Source organism: Variovorax sp. KBS0712, from assembly GCF_006323185.2.
Taxonomy (GTDB): domain Bacteria; phylum Pseudomonadota; class Gammaproteobacteria; order Burkholderiales; family Burkholderiaceae_C; genus Variovorax; species Variovorax boronicumulans.
Map to the genome: position 1 here is coordinate 1,504,178 of NZ_VCCD02000002.1, position 18,143 is coordinate 1,522,320.

General features: G+C 71.0%; 12 protein-coding genes. 4 read left to right on the top strand and 8 right to left on the bottom strand.

Annotation, left to right across the window (positions count from 1 at the left end; genetic code table 11):
* Positions 1-4 precede the first annotated feature (4 nt).
* Positions 5-784, top strand: a complete 780-nt coding sequence (locus tag FFI97_RS24015; RefSeq protein ID WP_139702139.1) for a hypothetical protein — start codon at positions 5-7, stop codon at positions 782-784.
* Here the strand turns inward: FFI97_RS24015 and FFI97_RS24020 are convergent.
* On the bottom strand, positions 742-2,484 hold the full coding sequence (locus tag FFI97_RS24020; RefSeq protein ID WP_260685164.1) for a glycosyltransferase family 2 protein: 1,743 nt from the start codon (positions 2,482-2,484) through the stop codon (positions 742-744). The genes FFI97_RS24015 and FFI97_RS24020 overlap by 43 nt on opposite strands.
* 47 nt (positions 2,485-2,531) lie before the next feature.
* Here FFI97_RS24020 and FFI97_RS24025 point away from each other — a divergent pair, with 47 nt between their 5' ends.
* A complete protein-coding gene (locus FFI97_RS24025; RefSeq protein ID WP_185993701.1) occupies positions 2,532-3,398 on the top strand; it encodes a glycosyltransferase family 25 protein in 867 nt (288 codons plus the stop codon).
* A gap of 13 nt (positions 3,399-3,411) precedes the next feature.
* Here the strand turns inward: FFI97_RS24025 and FFI97_RS24030 are convergent, their stop codons facing one another.
* The 6 genes from FFI97_RS24030 to FFI97_RS24050 all read right to left on the bottom strand — a co-directional run bounded on the left by FFI97_RS24030 (position 3,412) and on the right by FFI97_RS24050 (position 16,517).
* Positions 3,412-8,889: a filamentous hemagglutinin N-terminal domain-containing protein gene (locus FFI97_RS24030; RefSeq protein WP_139702142.1), complete on the bottom strand. Its 5,478-nt coding sequence runs from the start codon at positions 8,887-8,889 to the stop codon at positions 3,412-3,414.
* 2 nt (positions 8,890-8,891) lie between these two features.
* Positions 8,892-10,610 carry a ShlB/FhaC/HecB family hemolysin secretion/activation protein gene (locus FFI97_RS24035; RefSeq protein ID WP_260685131.1) on the bottom strand — a complete coding sequence of 573 codons (1,719 nt, stop codon included), beginning with the start codon at positions 10,608-10,610 and terminating at the stop codon, positions 8,892-8,894.
* A gap of 41 nt (positions 10,611-10,651) precedes the next feature.
* Positions 10,652-12,763: a CHAT domain-containing protein gene (locus FFI97_RS24040; protein WP_260685132.1), complete on the bottom strand. Its 2,112-nt coding sequence runs from the start codon at positions 12,761-12,763 to the stop codon at positions 10,652-10,654.
* 226 nt (positions 12,764-12,989) lie between these two features.
* A complete protein-coding gene (locus FFI97_RS24045) occupies positions 12,990-15,179 on the bottom strand; it encodes a catalase (RefSeq protein WP_139702145.1) in 2,190 nt (729 codons plus the stop codon).
* A gap of 29 nt (positions 15,180-15,208) precedes the next feature.
* Positions 15,209-15,367 (bottom strand): hypothetical protein, encoded by a 159-nt coding sequence (locus FFI97_RS33685; protein WP_167394958.1) that lies wholly within the window; start codon positions 15,365-15,367, stop codon positions 15,209-15,211.
* Between the two features lie 157 nt (positions 15,368-15,524).
* Entirely contained in the window at positions 15,525-16,517 is a 993-nt protein-coding gene (locus tag FFI97_RS24050; protein ID WP_139702146.1) for a succinylglutamate desuccinylase/aspartoacylase family protein, read from the bottom strand.
* Positions 16,518-16,680: 163 nt separating this feature from the next.
* Here FFI97_RS24050 and FFI97_RS24055 point away from each other — a divergent pair, with 163 nt between their 5' ends.
* The gene (locus FFI97_RS24055; RefSeq protein WP_139702147.1) at positions 16,681-16,914 is read left to right on the top strand and encodes a hypothetical protein; all 234 of its coding nucleotides are present in this window, start codon (positions 16,681-16,683) and stop codon (positions 16,912-16,914) included.
* Here FFI97_RS24055 and rpe read toward each other — a convergent pair.
* Positions 16,904-17,599, bottom strand: coding sequence for a ribulose-phosphate 3-epimerase (gene rpe / locus FFI97_RS24060; RefSeq protein WP_139702148.1), 696 nt, complete (start codon positions 17,597-17,599; stop codon positions 16,904-16,906). The two genes, FFI97_RS24055 and rpe, sit on opposite strands and share 11 nt — an antisense overlap.
* A 60-nt stretch (positions 17,600-17,659) precedes the next feature.
* Between rpe and apaG the strand changes: the two genes are divergently transcribed.
* Positions 17,660-18,055: a Co2+/Mg2+ efflux protein ApaG gene (gene apaG / locus FFI97_RS24065; protein WP_062481013.1), complete on the top strand. Its 396-nt coding sequence runs from the start codon at positions 17,660-17,662 to the stop codon at positions 18,053-18,055.
* Positions 18,056-18,143 lie beyond the last annotated feature (88 nt).

Below are 18,143 nucleotides of genomic sequence, written 5' to 3' on the forward strand. Positions count from 1 at the left end.
CCGCATGCCCACCGCCATCGACCTGAAAGACGTCCGCCCCTTCGTCGCCACGCCCTGCCACGGCGGCGCGGTCGGCACCGAGTGCGCGCGCAGCCTGCTCGGCCTCGTCAACCTCGCGTGGACCCACGGCTTCGCGATGCAGACGCGCTTTCTCGACGGCGACAGCCTCGTCACGCGCGCGCGCAACCGGCTGGCCGCCGAGTTCCTGGCCGACACGCGCTGGACGCACCTGTTCTGGATCGACGCCGACATCGGCTTCGAGCCCGAGGCCGCGCTGCGGCTGCTGGGCGCGGGCCGCGACGTGGTGGCCGGCGTGTACCCGCACAAGAGCGATGGCTGGCCCGAGGGCGGCCTGCGCGCGCCGCTGCCGGCCGGCACCACGCGCGCCGACTTCGAGGCGCTGCATGCGGCGTTCCCGGTCAACGTGAACGATGCGGGCGCGCGCGTGGACGCCGACGGTTTCCTTGAAGTGCTGGACGCGCCCACCGGCTTCATGCTGATCGCGCGCCGCGTGCTCGAGCAGATGGCGCAGGCGCTGCCCGAGCTGCGCTACACGCCCGACCGCATGGACGACCCGCTCGCCGCGGCGCGGCCGCACTACCGCTTCTTCGACGTGTTCGCCGAACCCGGCAACGGGCGCTACCTCAGCGAGGACTACGGCTTCTGCCGGCGCTGGCAATCGATCGGCGGGCGCGTGCATGTCGACACGCGCTCGCGGCTGTCGCACCAGGGCCTGCGCACCTACCGCGGCGACTTCGCGAGGACGTTGGGGCTGGGCGGCTGAGCCGCTTGCAGGTCAGGCGGCAAGGTGTTGCGGTCGTAGTCGCGGTCGGGCTCGATGCGCCTCAGTTGCAGCCCCGGCCCTTCCTCCGCGAGGTAGTCGTAGCCGATGGCCTGGAACTGCCGCGCCGGATCGAGCCGCGTGTACAGGTCGCGCCGCGCCACGCGGTCCGCATGCCGGATGCTTTTGAGGTGGTAGAGCCGGTAGCGGCTGTAGAACATCAGGCCGTGGCGCTGCGCGTCGTCGGGCAGCCAGGGGCCGTGCAGTTCCGAACTCGATTCGAACGAGATCTGCTGCGGCAACCGGAACAGCCGCGCGCGCGACTTGCGGCCCCACGGGCCGTCGCTGCGCCAGGCGTCGGGCGAATTCCAGAGTTCGCAGGACACGAGCGACAGGCTGGCAAGCTGGTTGTCCGGCAGCGAATCGACGGTCGCATGCAGGTGGCGCAGGAACAGCGCTTCGTAGCGCTCGTCGGCATCGCACACCAGCACCCAGCCCGCGCCGTGGCGGCGCGCGGCCTCGAGCAGGCGGCGCTTGTTCTCGTTCTCGCGCCAGACGTGCGCGCCGTCGTCGCACGGCGGGTTCGACAGCAGCTCGAGCAGCATCGGTTCGCGTCGCAGGATGTCGGCGGTGCCGTCGGTCGAGCCGTCGTCGAGCGCGACGATGCCGTCCACATGGCCGCGCAGATGGTCGAGGCAGCCCGGCAGACAGCGCGCCTCGTTGCGCACTTGCAGCACGCAGACGATGCGCAGGCGCGACGTGAGACGCGGTGCGATCGGCAGGCGCGCGCACCGCGGGCAATGAAAGGCGCTGGGCTCGTGGTGCAGCAGGCGCGCGCAGACCTCGCACTGGCGACGCGAACCCATCGGCACCACGGGTGCGGCGGCCGGCCAGTGCGGCGCTTCGGCGGACCATGCGCTGGTGCTGTCGTCGCGTGCGATGCGGTCGAAGTCGCAGCCCCAGCCGGCATCGCCCGCGCGCGCCTCGTGCGGCGTGCATTTGATCCAGTCGACGTCGCGCTCGAACTGCTCGCCGCCCGTGCGCGTCTCGTCCGACAGGTGCAGCAGGTGCGCGTCCGGGCAGGCCAGCAACTGCCAGCCCGCCATCTCCAGGCGCACGCGCAGGTTGTCGTCGTCGCCGCCCCACTCTTCGAACGATTCGTCGTAGCCGTGCACGGCCTCGAAGGCCTCGCGCGCGCAGCACAGCGAGCCGTAGAAGGTCTGCAGCAGCAGCTCGGGCGGCACCTGGCGTGCGAAGACGGTGTCGAGCGTGTCGGTGAGTTCGTCGAAGCGCGCGAAGCCGACGCGGCCGACCGCCACGCCGCGCGCGTGCCCCATCGCCGCGTGCAGCAGCAGGGCCGGCGCATCGCTGGCGTAGGCGGACTCGGGCGAATGGACCAGCACGAAGCGCCCCGCGCTGCCGCGCACGCCGGCGTTGATGGCCTTGCAGGGCGGGCGCCATGCATGTGCGACGTCGTTGACGAGCACCTTCCAGCGGATCTGCGGAAAGCGCGCGACCAGCGCCAGCACGCCCGCCTCCTCGCTGGGCTCGTCGAGCGCGAGCACGACCTCGATGCCGGGCCGCGCCCAATACCCCGCGTTCATCGGCAACACACGCTCGAACTCGGCCAGCTTGCGGTAGAAAGGCAGCACGACGCTGAGCCACGGGCGGTTCGTGTCAGCCTCTCGACCGTCCGACGCCATGATGTTCACTGCATCGCTCCTTCAGCGATGACGCACCGGAGATGCCCATGCAAGGCTGCTACATCAACCTCGAGCGAAGCACCGAGCGCCGCGCCGCGATGGACGCGCAGCTGCAGCGGCTCGGGCTGACGGGTGTCCGGCGGCACGCCGCCATCGATGCGCAAACGCTTGCGCCCGGCAACACAGCGATCACATCCGGCGAGCGCGCCTGCTTCCTCTCGCACACCGAAACCCTCGCGCGTGCAAACCCCGACGAGGCGCTGCTGGTGCTCGAAGACGACGCACAACTCAGCGAGGCCCTGCCGGCCGTGCTGCGCAGCGGCGTGCTCGCGCAACTGGAAGCGGAAGGCTGCGACATCGCGTTCCTCGAATGCCAGCCCGTGACCTCGACGCAGCACCTGCTTGCGCTCTGGCACAGCCTGCAACGCCGCCTGCCGCCGCAAGGAAGTGGTGCGCCGCGCCATGCGCTGTCGGGCATCGACTTTCTCGACGCACGCACGCTCTACAACTGGGGTGCGGTCGCCTACGTTGTGACGCCGAAGGGCCTGCGCGTGCTGCCCGCGCTGCTGCAGGAAGCGCTCGCGCATGGGCCATTGCAACCCTACGACCTGACGCTGGGCAGCTTCCTGCGCGACGGTCGCCTGCAAGGCGTGGTGCTCTCGCCCTTCCTCGCCACGCCGGCATGGGGCAGCCATGCCGACAGCACCCTCGGCAGCCCCGCGGAATCGGCGGCGCACGACGTGCTCGGCGGTGGGTTGCGGCGCCTGTTCTTCGCCGGGCCGCTCGACGGCCTCGAGGCCCATGTCGCGCCGTGGCGCCACGCCCCGCTCACCGACGACCCGGAGCTGCGGCTGCTCGCGGACCTGATGGCGCAGCTCTTCGTGCTCACGGCCCGCGATCACGCGCCGCGTTGACACGCGTGCGGTCTCAGAAATCCGAACAGCCGTTGCGCCGCTCGGTGTTCACGCAGCTCAGCAGGTTGGGCCGCGAGCGCACGCGCGACCATTCGCGCGCCAGCACGTCGGCGCCCTGCTGCGCGCGGTCGCCGTCCAGCGGCCCGGTGGCCAGGCAGATCGGCGCCTGGCCGATGTTCCGGTCGTACAGGTACGAGGTCAGCGGCTCGCGCACCACGTCCACCGAGGGCAGCAACGGCAGGCCGCTCACGCGCAGCTGGCCCGGCACCACGCGCACGGCGTAGCCCTCGGCCGAAGTGAAGGTGCCGTTGATCGGGTACAGGCCCGTCGGGCTGCCCGGCAGCGCCGGCGAGAACATCGAGCCGCTGAAGCCCGCGCCGGTGTCGCCCAGAATCAGCCCCGTGATGCTGTAGATGAAGAAGGGGTTGGGCGCGCCCACGGTGCGCGACGCGTCGGCGATCACCACCGTGGCCGTCGGCTGCTGCGCGTAGATGAAGTGGTTGTCGCCCGGCGTCACGGTCACGGTGCACAGGCCCAGGTAGGCGCAGTGATAGAAGTTGGGCAGCGGGCCCGAGCCGGCCAGGCCGCCGCGCGTTTCGCCCACCCAGGTGTCGGCCCACACGCGCCACAGCGCGCCCGAGATGCCGTGGCCGCCCGGGTTCTGGAAGCGCGCCGCAGCCACGAGGTCGGTGCCGCTCGTACTGCTGACCGGCGCGCCCAGCGTGAGGTCGCCGCTCAGCGTGCGCACGAACACGGTGTTGGCGGCCATCGAGTCGGCCGAGGTGACCTGCGGCTGGTTGCCCGCCGCGTCGAAGCCCGTGACCGACACCGGCCCGATGGTGACCGCGTTCGCGTCCACATAGGCAAAGCCGCCGGCCGCGCCGCCGCCGACCATGGCCACGTCGTTGCCCGGGTTGCGCAGATCGACGCTGCCGTTGCGCGAGCGCGCGAGCAGCGTGCCCGCCGTGATCGTGCCCGCGCCCGACTGGCTCACGTTGCCGCCCGACAGCAGCCCCAGCGTCGCGGCCGAGACCGGCGCGTTGAGCGCGATGCCGCCGCCACCGCCTTCGTTCTGCAGGGTGAGCGCGCCGGAGGTCGAGAGCGCGCCGGCCACCGTGATGGCGCCCGCGTGCGTGGTGCTGCCCGCGACGATGGTCGGCGCCGACAGCTGCGCGAACTCCGCGCCCGACACCGAGAAGCCGTTGACCGTCGGGCCGCCCAGAACGATGGGCGTGGCCGTGTCGTCCGACGCGACCATGTTGACATCGACCCCGCCCGGGCGCAGGTCGATGGTGCCGGCCGCGACCACCGGCGCCTCGATGACGATCGAATCGCCGCTGCCGTCGTTGCTGGCGCGCAGCAGCACGTTGCCGCTGCTGCGGATGCCGGGCAGCGCGCCCGGCGCGGTCGGTGCACCGCCGGCCTGCAGCACGACGCCGCGCCCGCCGTTCTGCGAACGGCCCGTGACCTCGATGTTGCCGCCGCCCGTGGTGACGAGCTGCGCGCCGTTCTCCAGCCGCACGCCGCTGTCTTCGGTCGCGCCCGGCGCCGAGGGGTCGTTGTTGAAGTTGTAGCCGCGCACCGCGATGTTGCCGCTGCCGGTGGTGATGGAGCTGCCGCCGTTGATGAGCACGCCGTGCGCCGCCGCGAAGGTCGACGAGGCCTGGCGCCGCGCCACGCCCTGCACCGTGACGTTGCCGGTGGTGGTGCTGATGGTGCTCGGCCCGATCTGGCCGCTGGTGATGACCACACCGCTGTCCCAGGTGGTCGAGGTGCCGCGGATGTCCACGTTGCCGGTGGCGGTGGCGATGCGCGCGCCCTGCAGCAGCACGTCGCCGCCCTCGATGCGCACGTTGCCGCCCGCGCCCGCGTCGCTCTGGCCGACGCGCGTGTCGACCTGCACGTCCTGCGTGAGGATCACGGTGCCGGTGGGCGCACCGGGCTGGCCGCTGAGCAGCGACACGTTGCCGCCGTCGGTGACGACCTGCCCGCCGTTCAGGCGGATGAAGCCGCTGCCGAGCGTGCCCGTGCCCAGCGCGTTCATCGTCACGCTGCCGCCCTGCGTGAGGATGTTGCCCCCGAAGTCGATGAAGCCGCTGTTGCCCGAGGGCGTGCCGTCGGGGTTGACGCCCGCGTTCATCACCACGTTCAGGTCGTCGCCGCCGGTCGCGCGGATGGTGGTGCCCGGCGTGCGCGTCTGGATGCCGCTGGCGGCGTCCAGCTGCAGCGTGAGCGGGCCCTTGGAGCCGGTGTAGTTGATGTCGACGTCGGCATCGAGCGTGATGACGCCGCCACCGCCCGTGCCGGTGCCCGTCGTGATCTTCACGCTGGTGCCGCCGTTGAGCGCGGTGTTGATGTCGCCGTCCTGGATGGTCGAGTTGGCGACCGCGTCATAGGGGTTGGTCGGCAGCGTGCCCGCGGCCGTGCCGTGGGCGATGGTGAGGTCGAAGGGGTCGATGAACCACTGCCCCGCCGCGCCCACCGGTGCCGATGCGTCGACGCGCGCGCCGCGCAGGTCGAAGCGCCCGGCCGAGGTCTCGATGCGCCCGCCGTCGCCGCCGGCCGCGCCGCCGCGCGCCGAGAGCTGGCCGTGCGCGCGCAGCGACTCGGTCGCCACCACCTTGATGCTGCCGCCGTTGCCCGTGCCCGTGCCCGCGTTGGCTTCCAGGCGCGTGTTGCCGCCGACGGCGATGGCGTTGGTGGCCGCGATGTCGATGCTGCCGCCGCCGGTCGCGCCGCTGGCGTCCAGGCGCGCCACCGCGGGCGAGCCGTCGGAATTCGTGGCGCCGTCGATCAGCACGTTGCGCCCTTGCACCGAGATGCTGCCGCCCTTGCCGCTGTCGCTGGCCACCGAAGCCAGCGTGCCGACGCTGGTGCCCACGCCGGAGATGAAGGTGACCATGCGCATCGAGATGTCGGTGCCCTGGGCGTCGATGGCGATGGTGCCGCCGTCGGTGCGCAGCGCCGTCGGATGGTCGGCGTCGGCCGTGACGGCCACGCCGTAGGTGGGCGTGGTGGACGGCGTGATGATGATGTCGGGGCTGCCGAGCGTGGCGCTGAAGCCTTCGCTGCCTGCGTGGCCGATCACGTCGATGCGCCGGCCCGCGCCGGCCGAGACCGCGCCCCGGATGGCCACGCCGTTGCCGCCGCCGGCCGACATGTTCCCCGCCGCAAAGCCCGTGTCGGTGCGCAGGCCGTCGAGGTTCGCGCCCTGGCCTTCGATGCGCACGTCGCGCTCGCCGGCGACGGTGGCGTCGTCGATGACGACCGCCGTGCTGGCGCCGACCGCGGCCCCGCCGATGTTGGAAGTCCAGGTCGGGCCCTGGCCCTTGATGCCGATGTCGCCCACCGACTTCAGCACCGCGCCGCTGCCGATGGCCACGCCGCTGCGGCCGTAGCCCGCGAGGCCGTCGAGCTGCAGGCCGCCCGCGCCCGCTTCGACCGTGCCACCCGTGATCGACACGCCGTTGCTGCCGCGGAAGATGAAGTCGCCGGTGTCCTGGTCGTCGATCCAGGTGCGGCCCTGGCCACGCATCGCGATGCGGCCTTCGCCGCGGGTGGTGACCTGGCTGCCGGCCAGCGTCACGCCGTCGCGCCACACGAAATCGCCGGTGTCGCCACCGAGCGGGACGATGCCACCGATGGCGCGGCCGTTCTGCGCGTCGCCCTGGCCGAAGAAGCGCACGTCGCCGCCGTTGGCTGCGATGGTCGCGCCGGTCAGCACGATGGCGCCGGCATAGTCGGTCTCCGCAGAAGGGTTGCCGCTGCTGTTGTTGATGTTCTTCGCGTTGGTGGCGACGCGGCCGGCCGCGTCGGCGTTGAAGTCGACGTGCAGCGCGCCTTGCTGCGATGCGATGGCCGAGCCCTCGTTCATCACGATGCTGCCGGCCGAATCGACGCGCAGCCGCGCCGTGCCGCCTTCGCTCTTGACGACCTGCACGCCGGGCGCAAAGGTCACGCCCGCGCCGAGGCCGGTGCGCCCGCTCGCCAGCGTCACGTCGGTGCCGCGGCCCAGCGTGTCGCCGACACTGTCGGCGCTCACGGAGCCGCCGGTGAAGGCCGGCAGTTTGCTGTCATACGCCGGCACGTTGCCGGCCTCGACGATGCCCAAGTCGGACTGCTTCGCGCTCACGCGCCAGCTGCCGTTGGCGCCGCCTTGCGAACCGCCGCCCGCGTCCACACGCACGGCCTGCACGCGCACTGAATCGGCCTCGTTCGAGATCGCACCGCCCTTGCCGGCGCCCGCGCCGCGCGCGGTCATCTCGCCGTAGGCCTGCAGCCGCGACTCGCGCTCGGGTGCCGGGTCGGCCTCGCCCACCAGGGCCTGGCCCTGGGCACTGGCCGTCGTGATCGTGCCGCCCGCGCCGCCCGTGGTGGCGTCGGCGCGCAGCACCGAGGTGGACGACAGCGCCACGTCGTAGCCGTGCACCGACACGCTGCCGCCGCCGGCCTGGCCGCTGGCATCGATCACCGCGCGCTGGTCGCCGCCGCCGGTGCCTTCGATGCGCACCTGCCCCGCCGCGATGCGGATGGTGCCGCCGTGCTGCCCCGCGCCCATGCCGGTGGCGTCGAGCGTGCCGCCGTTCATCTCGATGCGGTTGTTGCTGCCGGCGCCGAGCACGATCTCGCCGTTGACGTTCTCCAGCGTGCGCGCGCGCACCGTGCCCGACTGGTTCACCACCAGCTCGCCCGCCGTGGTGGAACTGCCGATGAGCATCACGCGCCCGCCGTCGGCCTGCAAGGTGGCGCCGGCGGCGTTGACCACCTTGGCGCTGGTGGCCATGGCATCGGCCGCGACCACGAGGTTGGTGAGCCCGTCGTTGCCCAGGTCGAAGCTGATCCTGCGGCCCGAAGCCAGTGCCACGGTGCTGCGGTCGGCGACGATGCGGCCGGTGTTGGTCACCTCGGCGCCCATCAGCACCACGGGGCCACCGGTGGCGGTGAGCACGCCGGCGTTGCTCACGACCGTGCTCTTGTTGTCGTCGCGCAGGAAATCGAGCTTGGTGCTGGCAGCAGTGAGGAAGTCGTTGTCGGTGGTGTTCAGTGCCAGCGTGGACGCCACGAGGCCGCCCACGTTGACCGTCGCGCCCTGGCTGAACACCACGCCGTTCGGGTTGACGAGGAACACGCGCCCGTTGGCCGTGAGTTGGCCGGCGATGGTCGAGAGCTCGTTGCCCGTCACGCGGTTGAGCAGGATGCTGGACACGCCCATCGACTGGTTGATGTTGACCGCGTCCTTGGCACCGATGGAGAAGCTGTTCCAGTTGATGATCGCGCGCAGCGACGACTGCGAGATGCCCAGCGCCTGTCCGCCCGCGCTGGAGGCCGACGTGGTGCTGCCCACGGTCACGCCGCCCTGCGTGGTGTAGCCGTTCGGGCCGAAGCTCGGCAGGATGGTTTGTGCCAGCGCCGGGGCCAGGCCCATGCAGGCGATCGAAAGCGCCAGCGGGCGCAGCGGATGCCGGGGTTGGAAGGGGGTGCGGGGCTTCATGGTCAGAACGCCTTCTGCAGCTGCACGTACAGCCGCGGGTTGCGCCCGCCGCCGTCGGTCTGCGCGGGCGGTGTGCCGGCGCGCCAGGCGAGCGTGGCGTTGATCGAGAAGTTGCCCGGGCGCGACCAGCTCAGGCCGATGCCGTAGCCGCGCAGGCTGTGGGTGTTCTCGCCGTCGAAGGGCGAGGGATGGCGCGCGATGCGTCCGCGTGCCGCGTCGTAGAACAGGTAGGGCGTGATCTCGTCGGTGGCGGCCCAGCGGTATTCGAAGGTGCCGATCAGGCCCTGGTCCACCAGCAGTTCGCCCGAGGGGTAGGCGCGCACCGCGCGCGCGCCGCCGAGCGCGAGTTTTTCCGAGGCGTCGAGGTTCTTGCTGGCCCACTGGCCGCCGACCGAGAAGTACAGCGAGTGGCGCGGCACGATGGCCTGCAGGCGCGACACCTGGAAGCTCAGCTTGGTGAAGCCGCCTTCGGTGTGGCGCCCGCCGAACTGCTGGTCGGACTGGAAGCTCTGCGCGTCGCGGATCGACAGGTCGCCGTGGTACAGCGTGCCCGAGCTGGCCCAGTAGCCGCCGCCGAGCACCTCGTCGCGCCGCTCCCAGGCCCAGCCGATGCCGAAGCCCTGCACGCGCTTCTTGGCCGTGAAGTCGACGCCGCGCAGTTCGTCGGTGAGGTCCTTCACGTCGGCCGTGAGGCGCAGGAACAGGTTCTGCTGGCGCTGGCGGATCAGCGGGTAGTTGAGCGACACGTCGAGCACGTCGGCACGGCCGCGCGCGTCGAGGTCGACGAACTTGCCGCCCAGGTCGTAGCTCACGCGCGAGATGCCGATGCCCGCGCGCAGGCCGCTGGTGCCCAGCGGCGCCTCGTAGGCCACGCGGCCGTACTGCAGCGCGTTGCTGTTGGACAGCAGCAGGCGCGCATCGAGGTTGTCGCCGATGCCGAAGGGGCTGAGCCAGCGCGCCGTGCCGCCCACGCGGTAGCGCCCCGCCTCCTTGGTGCCGTGGTTGTCGGCCTCGGCCGAGAAGGCCCAGCGCGCGCCGGCCTCGACCTCCACCGACAGGTCGGTGGTGCCCGCCTGCGCGCCTTCCTGCAGGCTGGACGACACCTTGAGGCCGGGCTGGTCCGACAGCAGCAGCATGGCGCGCTCGTAGGCCGGCGCGTTCACCGCCTCGCCCGGCTGCAGCGCCGCCAGGAAGCCGCGCACGCGCGCCTCGCTGATCGGCGCCTCGGGTGCGACCAGCACCTCGACCTTGCCGAGCCGGCCTTCGATGATGCTGATCTCGACGATGCCGTCGCGCACGGTCTGCACCGGCACCACGGCCTGCGCGAGGAAGTAGCCGCGCTCCTTGTAGCGCGTGGTGATCGCCTGCGCGAGGCCTTCGAGGTCGCCGAGCGTGACGTCGCGGCCGATGTACGGCGCGGTGATGGTCTGCAGCTCTTCGTTGCTCAGCGCCTTCACGCCGTTCAGGCGCAGGTCGGTGAGCTTGAAGCTGCCTGCGGCGGCGGGCTGTGGCGGCGCGGGCAGGGTTTGCGGGGCGACGGCGCCGGTGGCCTGCGCCACGGGACGGTCGCAGCTGCCGCACGGGTCCTTGGTGGGCAGCAGCGTGGTGGCTTCTTGCGCATGGGCGCGGGGCATGGCGACCCACAGCGTGGCGCCGACGAGCGCAGTCGCCGCGATGGCGATCGGCGTCGGCCGAGGACGAAGGCGGATCGCAGGGGCCATGGCAGTGCTTCTTTGCAAGAGGGAGCGTGGCGAAGACATGGTCAGCTTCCCACGGTGAGGCGCCAGTTGCCGATCAGGTTGAACGGCGCCCAGAAGAAGGGATGGGACATCTTGGGGTCCTTCAGCACGGCCAGCTGGCCGGCCTGCATGGCCTTCTGGATGTCGCGGCCCTTGGCGAGTTCACCGTAGAGCGTGCCCATGAGCACGGCGGTGGCGTCGTCCGACACGGGCCACAGCGAGGCGATGAGGCTGGAGCTGCCGGCCGAGAGGAACGAGCGCGTGAAGCCCAGCACCTCGTCGCCCTGCGCGATGCGCCCCAGGCCCGACTCGCAGGCCGACAGCGTGACCAGCGCCGTGCCGTCCATCGGCAGCGCCAGGATCTCGTGCGCCTCGAGAAAATTCTGCTTGCCGCCTTCGTTGGCCAGCAGGATGCGCGAGTACAGCGGATCGACCTCGTCGGCCTCGGCGTGCGCCGCCACGTGCATCAGCGGCGAGCGCGAGGCCACGTCGCGGAACTGCGTCTTGGTGGCCGCGGCGCCCATGTACACCGTGTTGCGCGGGAACAGCTGCGCGAGCTGCTTCACTTCGGTCTCGGCGCCCGGCAGGTCGTACTTGTCCTCGATGCGCGGATTGCCGAAGGCCGTGAGCGACGCGTTCACGCGCGGTGTGCGCTGCGCCAGCTGCACCGCGATGCTGATCGACGGCGCCACCGACACCGGGTGCGTCTCGATGAGGTAACGCCCGTCCAGGCGCAGCGCCTGGAACGGCAGGTAGTGCAGCGGCCCGTGCGGCACCACCACCACACGCTGCCCCGGGGTGAGACCCAGCGGCCCGAGCAGCGCGGCGCCCAGCTTATCGGCGTTGGTGATGGCCGCGCGGCGGCCGCGCACGATCGAATTGCGGAAGGTCTCGACGAGTTCGGTGAGCTCGTCGCGCTTCACCGCGATGCGCTTTTCGACAATGCTGTCCGGGCCGACGACCCAGACCATCAGGCGGTCGGGCAGCGCGTGGTACTGCACCACGCGCTCGTCGGCCGCCAGCGTGCGCTGCAGCGCGGCCACGCCGACCGTGCCGGCCGACGATTCGCTGAGCTTGGCGCGGCCGCGCACCGCATCGAGCAGCGCGCGCGAGCGGCTGTGCTCGCTCACCTCGAAAGCGCGCTGCGGATCGCCCGCTTCGCTGTACACCGCCACGCCGCGCTCGAACACCGACTGCAGGTCGGAGAACAGGCCCATCTTCACTTCTTCGCTGCGAAAGCGCGCGCGCACCTGGTCGACATCGGCGAGCGCGCGGCCCGCGGCCTCGGCCGCGGCCTGCTTCTGGCCCAGCGCGAGTTCGCTGCGCGCCACACCGTCCCAGGCCCAGAGCCGGTAGTAGGCGGTGTCGGTGCCGACCTGGCGCGTGGTGAGCGCGCGGTACTTGTCGCGCGCCTCGGCCGGCTTGTTCTCGGCCAGCAGCAGGCGGGCGCGCGTGCGTTCGAGCTGCGCGGCCAGCGGTGCCTCGCGCGGCTCGGCCATGTCGCCGAGCACCTGGCGCGCGCGTGCCGCGTCACCCGATTCGATGAGCGCGTTGACCAGCGAGGCCTGCACCAGCGGCGCATAGCGCGGCGAGCTGTTGGCCAGTGCCTCGTCGTAGCTGAGCACCGCACCGGCGAAATCGCCGCGCCGCGTGCGCACGTCGCCGATCACCTTCTGCACCGGGCCGACCACCAGCTTCGGGTCGCGCGCGGGATGGCGCAGCGCTTCGCGCGCGAACTCCTCGGCCTTCTCGAGCTGGCCCGAGTAGCTGTAGACGATCGCCAGGTCGCGGTTGGCCACGGCGCGCAGGTTCGGATCGCTGGTAGCGTTGGCCAGGTGCAGCGCCTTGCTCGCGGCGCGCACGCTCTGGCGGAACTCGCCCGCCTCGGCCAATGCGACCGCCTGGCTGCAGTACTGATAGCCCGAGAGCTTGACCGCGTCCTGGCCGTAGAGCACCGCGCCTTCGCTGGTCAGGGCCAGCAGCGTGTCGGTGTCGGCCAGCCGCGCTTGCGCCATCCGGTCGGCCGCGGCCTCGGCATTCGGGCCGCCCGCCGCAGCGGCGGGAGTTGCAGGTGGTGGCGCCGGACGTTGTGCCAGCGCCGAAGGACCGCCGGGGCCCAGAAGCAGCACACCCACCAGGCCGAGCGCACCGGCAAGACCGGCACGGCGACGCGCCGGATGCGCACATCCCCATCTCGAAAACCACGCCATTGAACCCCCTCGACCCATGCACTCGCTGCCGCGAACGCTCGACGCCGCGGGAGTGCGCGCCGTTCAGGCCTCGTGGGAAAGTCTAGGAGCGGGTGTTCACCTCGCCTATTCGCAATACGGTCTAGCGCAAATGGCGTAGAGCCGGTTCACGCTAGGCGGGCACGCTGTCGATGTTGAGCCGGTCCCAATGCCGGTGCTTCGCAATCGCCGCAATGAAGTCGTGCGCGATCTGCGTCGCCGCCGTGGCGTCGCCCAGGTTCGTGACGGGCGTTTCGGCCACCACCACGCCGGCCGGCGCCTCGCCCTCGGGCGTGACGCCCAGCGTGGCCAGCAGCTGCACGCCCTCGCCCACCACGCAGATCGCCTTGCAGTGCTTGTAGGCCTCGAGCACGAAGTGCACGGCATCGCCTTGCGCCGCGAGCGCGGCGGCGCCCTCGGCGCCTGCAGGCACGAGCACGGCGTCGAACAACACCGAGGCGGTGTTGGTGAAGGTCATGTCGACGTCGATCTGGCGCTTCGACGCGCTGGCCACGGTGCCGAGCTTCGGGCCCACCACCTTGCACAGCACGCCCACCTGTTCGAGCGCATCGCGGATGGGCTTCAGCGAGGCCGAGTCGACGCCGTCGGCCACGAGGATCGCGACCTTGCGCGTGCGTACCACGCCGTCGGCGCTGCCATCGCTCATGCGCAGCGCGGGCGATTCGTCGATGGGCAACTCGATGCGGTGCTCGCGAAAGCCCGAGTACCCTGCGGCCGCTTTCGCGTCGGGCTCGCCGATGCCCAGCGGCTCGGCCACGCGGCGGGCGAGTTTCTCGTCCACGTGCGCGAGGTTGTCGACCATCCGCTGTCGGATGGCGGGCACTTCGAGCTTCGAGAGTTCGAAGCGGAAGGCCGCGACGATGTGCTCCTTCTCGGCCATGCTCTGGCTGTTGAAGAACAGGCGCGCCTGCGTGAAGTGGTCGTCGAACGACGGGCTGCGGCGTCGCACCTTCGGCGACTCGATCTCTTCGGGGAACGACTGGAAGCCGTGGCTGCCGCCGTCCACGCGGAACTCGGTGCCGCTGCCCAGCGTGTTGGGCTCGTAGGCGACCTGGCCGCGCGCGATGGTCTGGCGGTGCATGCCGTCGCGCTGCATGTTGTGGAACGGGCACACGGCCTTGTTGATCGGCAGCTCGTGGAAGTTGGCGCCGCCCAGGCGCGAGATCTGCGTGTCGGTGTAGCTGAACAGGCGCCCCTGCAGCAGCGGGTCGTTGCTGAAGTCGATGCCGGGCACGACGTGGCCCGGGTGGAAGGCCACCTGCTCGGTCTCGGCGAAGAAGTTGTCGGGGTTGCGGTTGAGCACCAGCTTGCCGATGCGCTGCACGGGCACCATCTCTTCGGGGATCAGCTTGGTCGGGTCGAGCAGGTCGAAGCCCAGCGACTCGGCCTTGTCGGGCGCGATGAGCTGCACGCCCAGCTCCCACTCGGGCAAGTGGCCCTGCTCGATGGCCTCCCAGAGGTCGCGGCGGTGGAAGTCGGGGTCCTTGCCGGCGATCTTCTGTGCCTCGTCCCACACGAGGCCGTGCACGCCGAGCTTGGGCTTCCAGTGGAACTTCACGAAGTGGCTCTCGCCGCGCGCGTTGACGAAGCGGAAGGTGTGAACGCCGAAGCCTTCCATCATGCGCAGGCTGCGCGGAATGGCGCGGTCGCTCATGGCCCACATCAGCATGTGGGTGCTCTCGGGCATGAGCGAAGCGAAGTCCCAGAAGGTGTCGTGCGCGCTCGCGGCCTGGGGCATCTCGTGGTGCGGCTCGGGCTTGACGGCGTGGATGAGGTCGGGGAACTTCATCGCGTCCTGGATGAAGAACACGGGGATGTTGTTGCCCACGAGGTCGTAGTTGCCCTCGCGCGTGTAGAACTTGACGGCGAAGCCGCGCACGTCGCGCACGGTGTCGGCCGAGCCGCGCGAGCCGGCCACGGTGGAAAAGCGCACGAACACGGGCGTCTTCGCATCGGGGTCCTGCAGGAAGTCGGCGCAGGTGTACTGCGACATCGACTGGTAGACCTGGAAGTAGCCATGCGCCGCCGAGCCGCGCGCGTGCACGGCGCGCTCGGGAATGCGCTCGTGGTCGAAGTGCGTGATCTTCTCGCGCAGGATGAAGTCTTCGAGCAGCGTCGGCCCGCGCACGCCCGCCTTGAGCGAGTTGTGGTTGTCGGGAACCTGCAGGCCCTGGTTGGTCGTCAGGTGCGTGGGGTGCTCGGTGGTGAAACCCTCGAGCTGCAGCTGCTTGGCGTTGGCGCCGTCACCGGTCTTGGCGGTGCTGGCGCGGCGGCCTGCGGCGGCCTTGTTCTGGGGGGACATCGGGGTTCTGGGCATCGATGCGGGTCGGCTCAGCCGGCCTCGTTGCTGTTGCCGCTGCCGATGAAGATGTCGAGCACGTTCACCACGGCGATCAGGCCGATGCAGGCGGTCACGGCAGCCACCGCCCAGATCAGGATGTCGTCGCCCCAGGTGCCCATGAGCGAATCGAACAGTGCCGAGATTTCCATGATGTTTTTCCCTCCGAGAGAAGCGGGGCCGCAAGCCGGCAAATCCGCAAAGAGGAAGCTTAGGTGGGGCCCGGTGCGCGGGCCGTAGTGGCCGCCCCTCCCCGTCTGTGGGAGAAGGTGGGCGTCACCGGTAGGAGGGCGCCGACAGGCGCGAGCCTCAGGCGCCCGGTTCGAGCACGCGCTCGCTGGGCCGCGCGAAGTAGAACCACTCGGCGCCCGGCAGCGCCAGGGCGTTGGGGAACACGATGAAGCCGTCGTCGGGCGCGCTGACCAGCGTGCCGTCGTGCCGCATGCCCACGGGTTCGCCGCGCTGCACGGGGTCGAAGGTGGCCCAGTCGCGCACGAAGCTGTCGTCCTCGTGCAGGCGGTCGGTCACGCTCGCCAGGCGCAGCAGCTGGGGCGGCTGCGGGGGCGCGGCCGACAGGCCCGGCGGCAGCGCCGCCATGCCCAGCAGCGCGAGCGTGCGGCGGATGGCCGCCCACGCCACCTGCGGCGCCTGCGGGTCCTGGTGCTGGCCGCATTCGAGCGTGACGCCGTAGCCGCCGCAGCTGCGGATGTATTCGTTGGTGCCGCGGCCGAAGTCGATGGCGGCCTCGTCGACCGCCGCGCCGCGCTGCGCGAGGCCGGCGGCGTAGATGTCGAGCCAGCCCTCGACGACGATGGGCGTGCCGATGTGCAGCGCGAGCCGGCCTTCTTCCTGCGCGCGCGCAAAGGGTTCGAGGCTGCCGCTGTTGTCGCGCGGGCCGATCATGGCGAAGGCCTCGCCCTCGCTCTGGAAGGAATGCAGGTCGAGCAGCACGTCGTGGCGCGCGATGACGGGCGCCAGCCGGTTGGTGATGCGGGCTTCGTAGTCGGCCGGTGTCTCGCTCGGACGGAACAGGCGGTTGAGGTTGCGCTGGCCCTCGCGCTGCAGGCGTCGTCGCGCGAGCGGGTTGGCCACGGGCACGAGGGTGAGTTCGCCGCGCAGCAAGTGCAGTTCGCCGGCATCGAAGTCGGCCAGCACGCGCGCGATGCCCTCGGTGCCGCAGGTCTCGTCGCCATGCACCCCGCCGATCACGAGCAGGCGCGGGCCGGGGTTCAGCGACGCGAACGCATGCAGGCGCAGGCTGTCGGTGGCGGTCGCGGCGTCGTCGAAAAGCGGGGTGGACATGCGGGCGATTATGCGGAGGCGACTGTGGCCACGCAAAAGGCAAGACCCTGTGGCTTGGCGGGCGTGCAGCGCGAACCTACAGCCGCGCCCTGGCCTGTCCTACCGCCCCGTGGCGGGGCGCCGCGCAAGCTGGCGCCAGACCCGAACTTTGAAGGAGCACACGATGGCCCAGCCCCCGCGCAAGGACAAGAAGGACACCACCCGCGTCGAAAAGGACGGCGAATCGGCACCGCGCCTGCCGAGTGAGCGCGACCAGTCGTCGGACAGCCAAGTGATGCAGGACGGCCAGCCGCCCGAGAAGGGCCGGCGCGGCTACGAGGACGTGGAACGCGGCGTGGTCGACACCGACCGCGGGCTCACGCCCGAGCGCACCGCCGACGGCAAGGTCAGGCCTTGACGGTGGCCAGCTGCTGGCGCATGTCGCCGATCACCGCGCCGTAGTCCTTGGCGTTGAAGATGGCGCTGCCCGCCACGAAGGTGTCGGCGCCGGCCGAAGCCACGCGGGCGATGTTGTCGGCCTTGATGCCGCCGTCCACTTCCAGGCGGATGTCGCGCCCGCTCTGCTCGATGCGCTTGCGCGCCTGCTCGATCTTGCGCAGCGCCGAGTCGATGAAGCTCTGGCCGCCGAAGCCGGGGTTGACGCTCATGATGAGGATCAGGTCGATGTCGTCGATGGCCCAGTCCAGCGCCCCGAGGCCGGCGCCCGGGTTGAACACCAGCCCGGGCTTGCAGCCGGCGGCCTTGATGGCCTGGATGCTGCGGTGCACATGGGTCGAGGCGTCGGGGTGGAAGCTGATGTAGTCAGCGCCCGCTTGCGCAAAAGACGCGGCCAGCGCGTCGACTGGCTGGATCATCAGGTGCACGTCGATGGGCACGGGCGTGCCGTCGGCGGTCTTGGCGTAGGGCTTGAGGGCCTGGCAGATCATGGGGCCGAAGGTCAGGTTCGGCACGTAATGGTTGTCCATCACGTCGAAGTGGATCCAGTCGGCGCCGGCCGCGATCACGTCGGTCAGTTCCTGGCCGAGGTGCGCGAAGTCGGCGGAAAGAATGGAGGGCGCAATGCGGAACGGGGTGCTGCTCATAACCCTGGATTCTCGCAGCCGTCGGAAGTCCGAGGAAAGGCCTCCGTTACCATGCGCCCCATGTCACACAGCCCCTTCAGCGTACAGGTCGAACCGCGTTACCTGGCCGACCAGTCCTCGCCCAAGGACAACGTCTACACCTTCTCCTACACGATCACCGTCACCAATGTGGGCACGGTGGGCGCGCAATTGATCGCGCGCCACTGGCTCATCAACGACGCCTCTGGGCATGCGCAGGAGGTCAAGGGCCTCGGCGTGATCGGCCAGCAGCCGCTGCTGGCGCCCGGCGAATCGTTCCGCTACACCAGCGGCTGCCGCCTGCAGGCGGCCAGCGGCACGATGCACGGCAGCTTCTTCGTGGTGACCGAAGAAGGCGAGCGTTTCGACGTGCCGGTTCCCATGTTCGTGCTCGAAGCCGACATCGGCGGTGCCCCGGTCTCCCGCGTGCTTCACTAGGTACTCCCCCAGGCTTCGCGCACGTCGTGTCGCTTCTCCGTCCCCCTCGCCGGGGGCAACACCAGCGGCCCGGCTGAGCCGGTTCCGC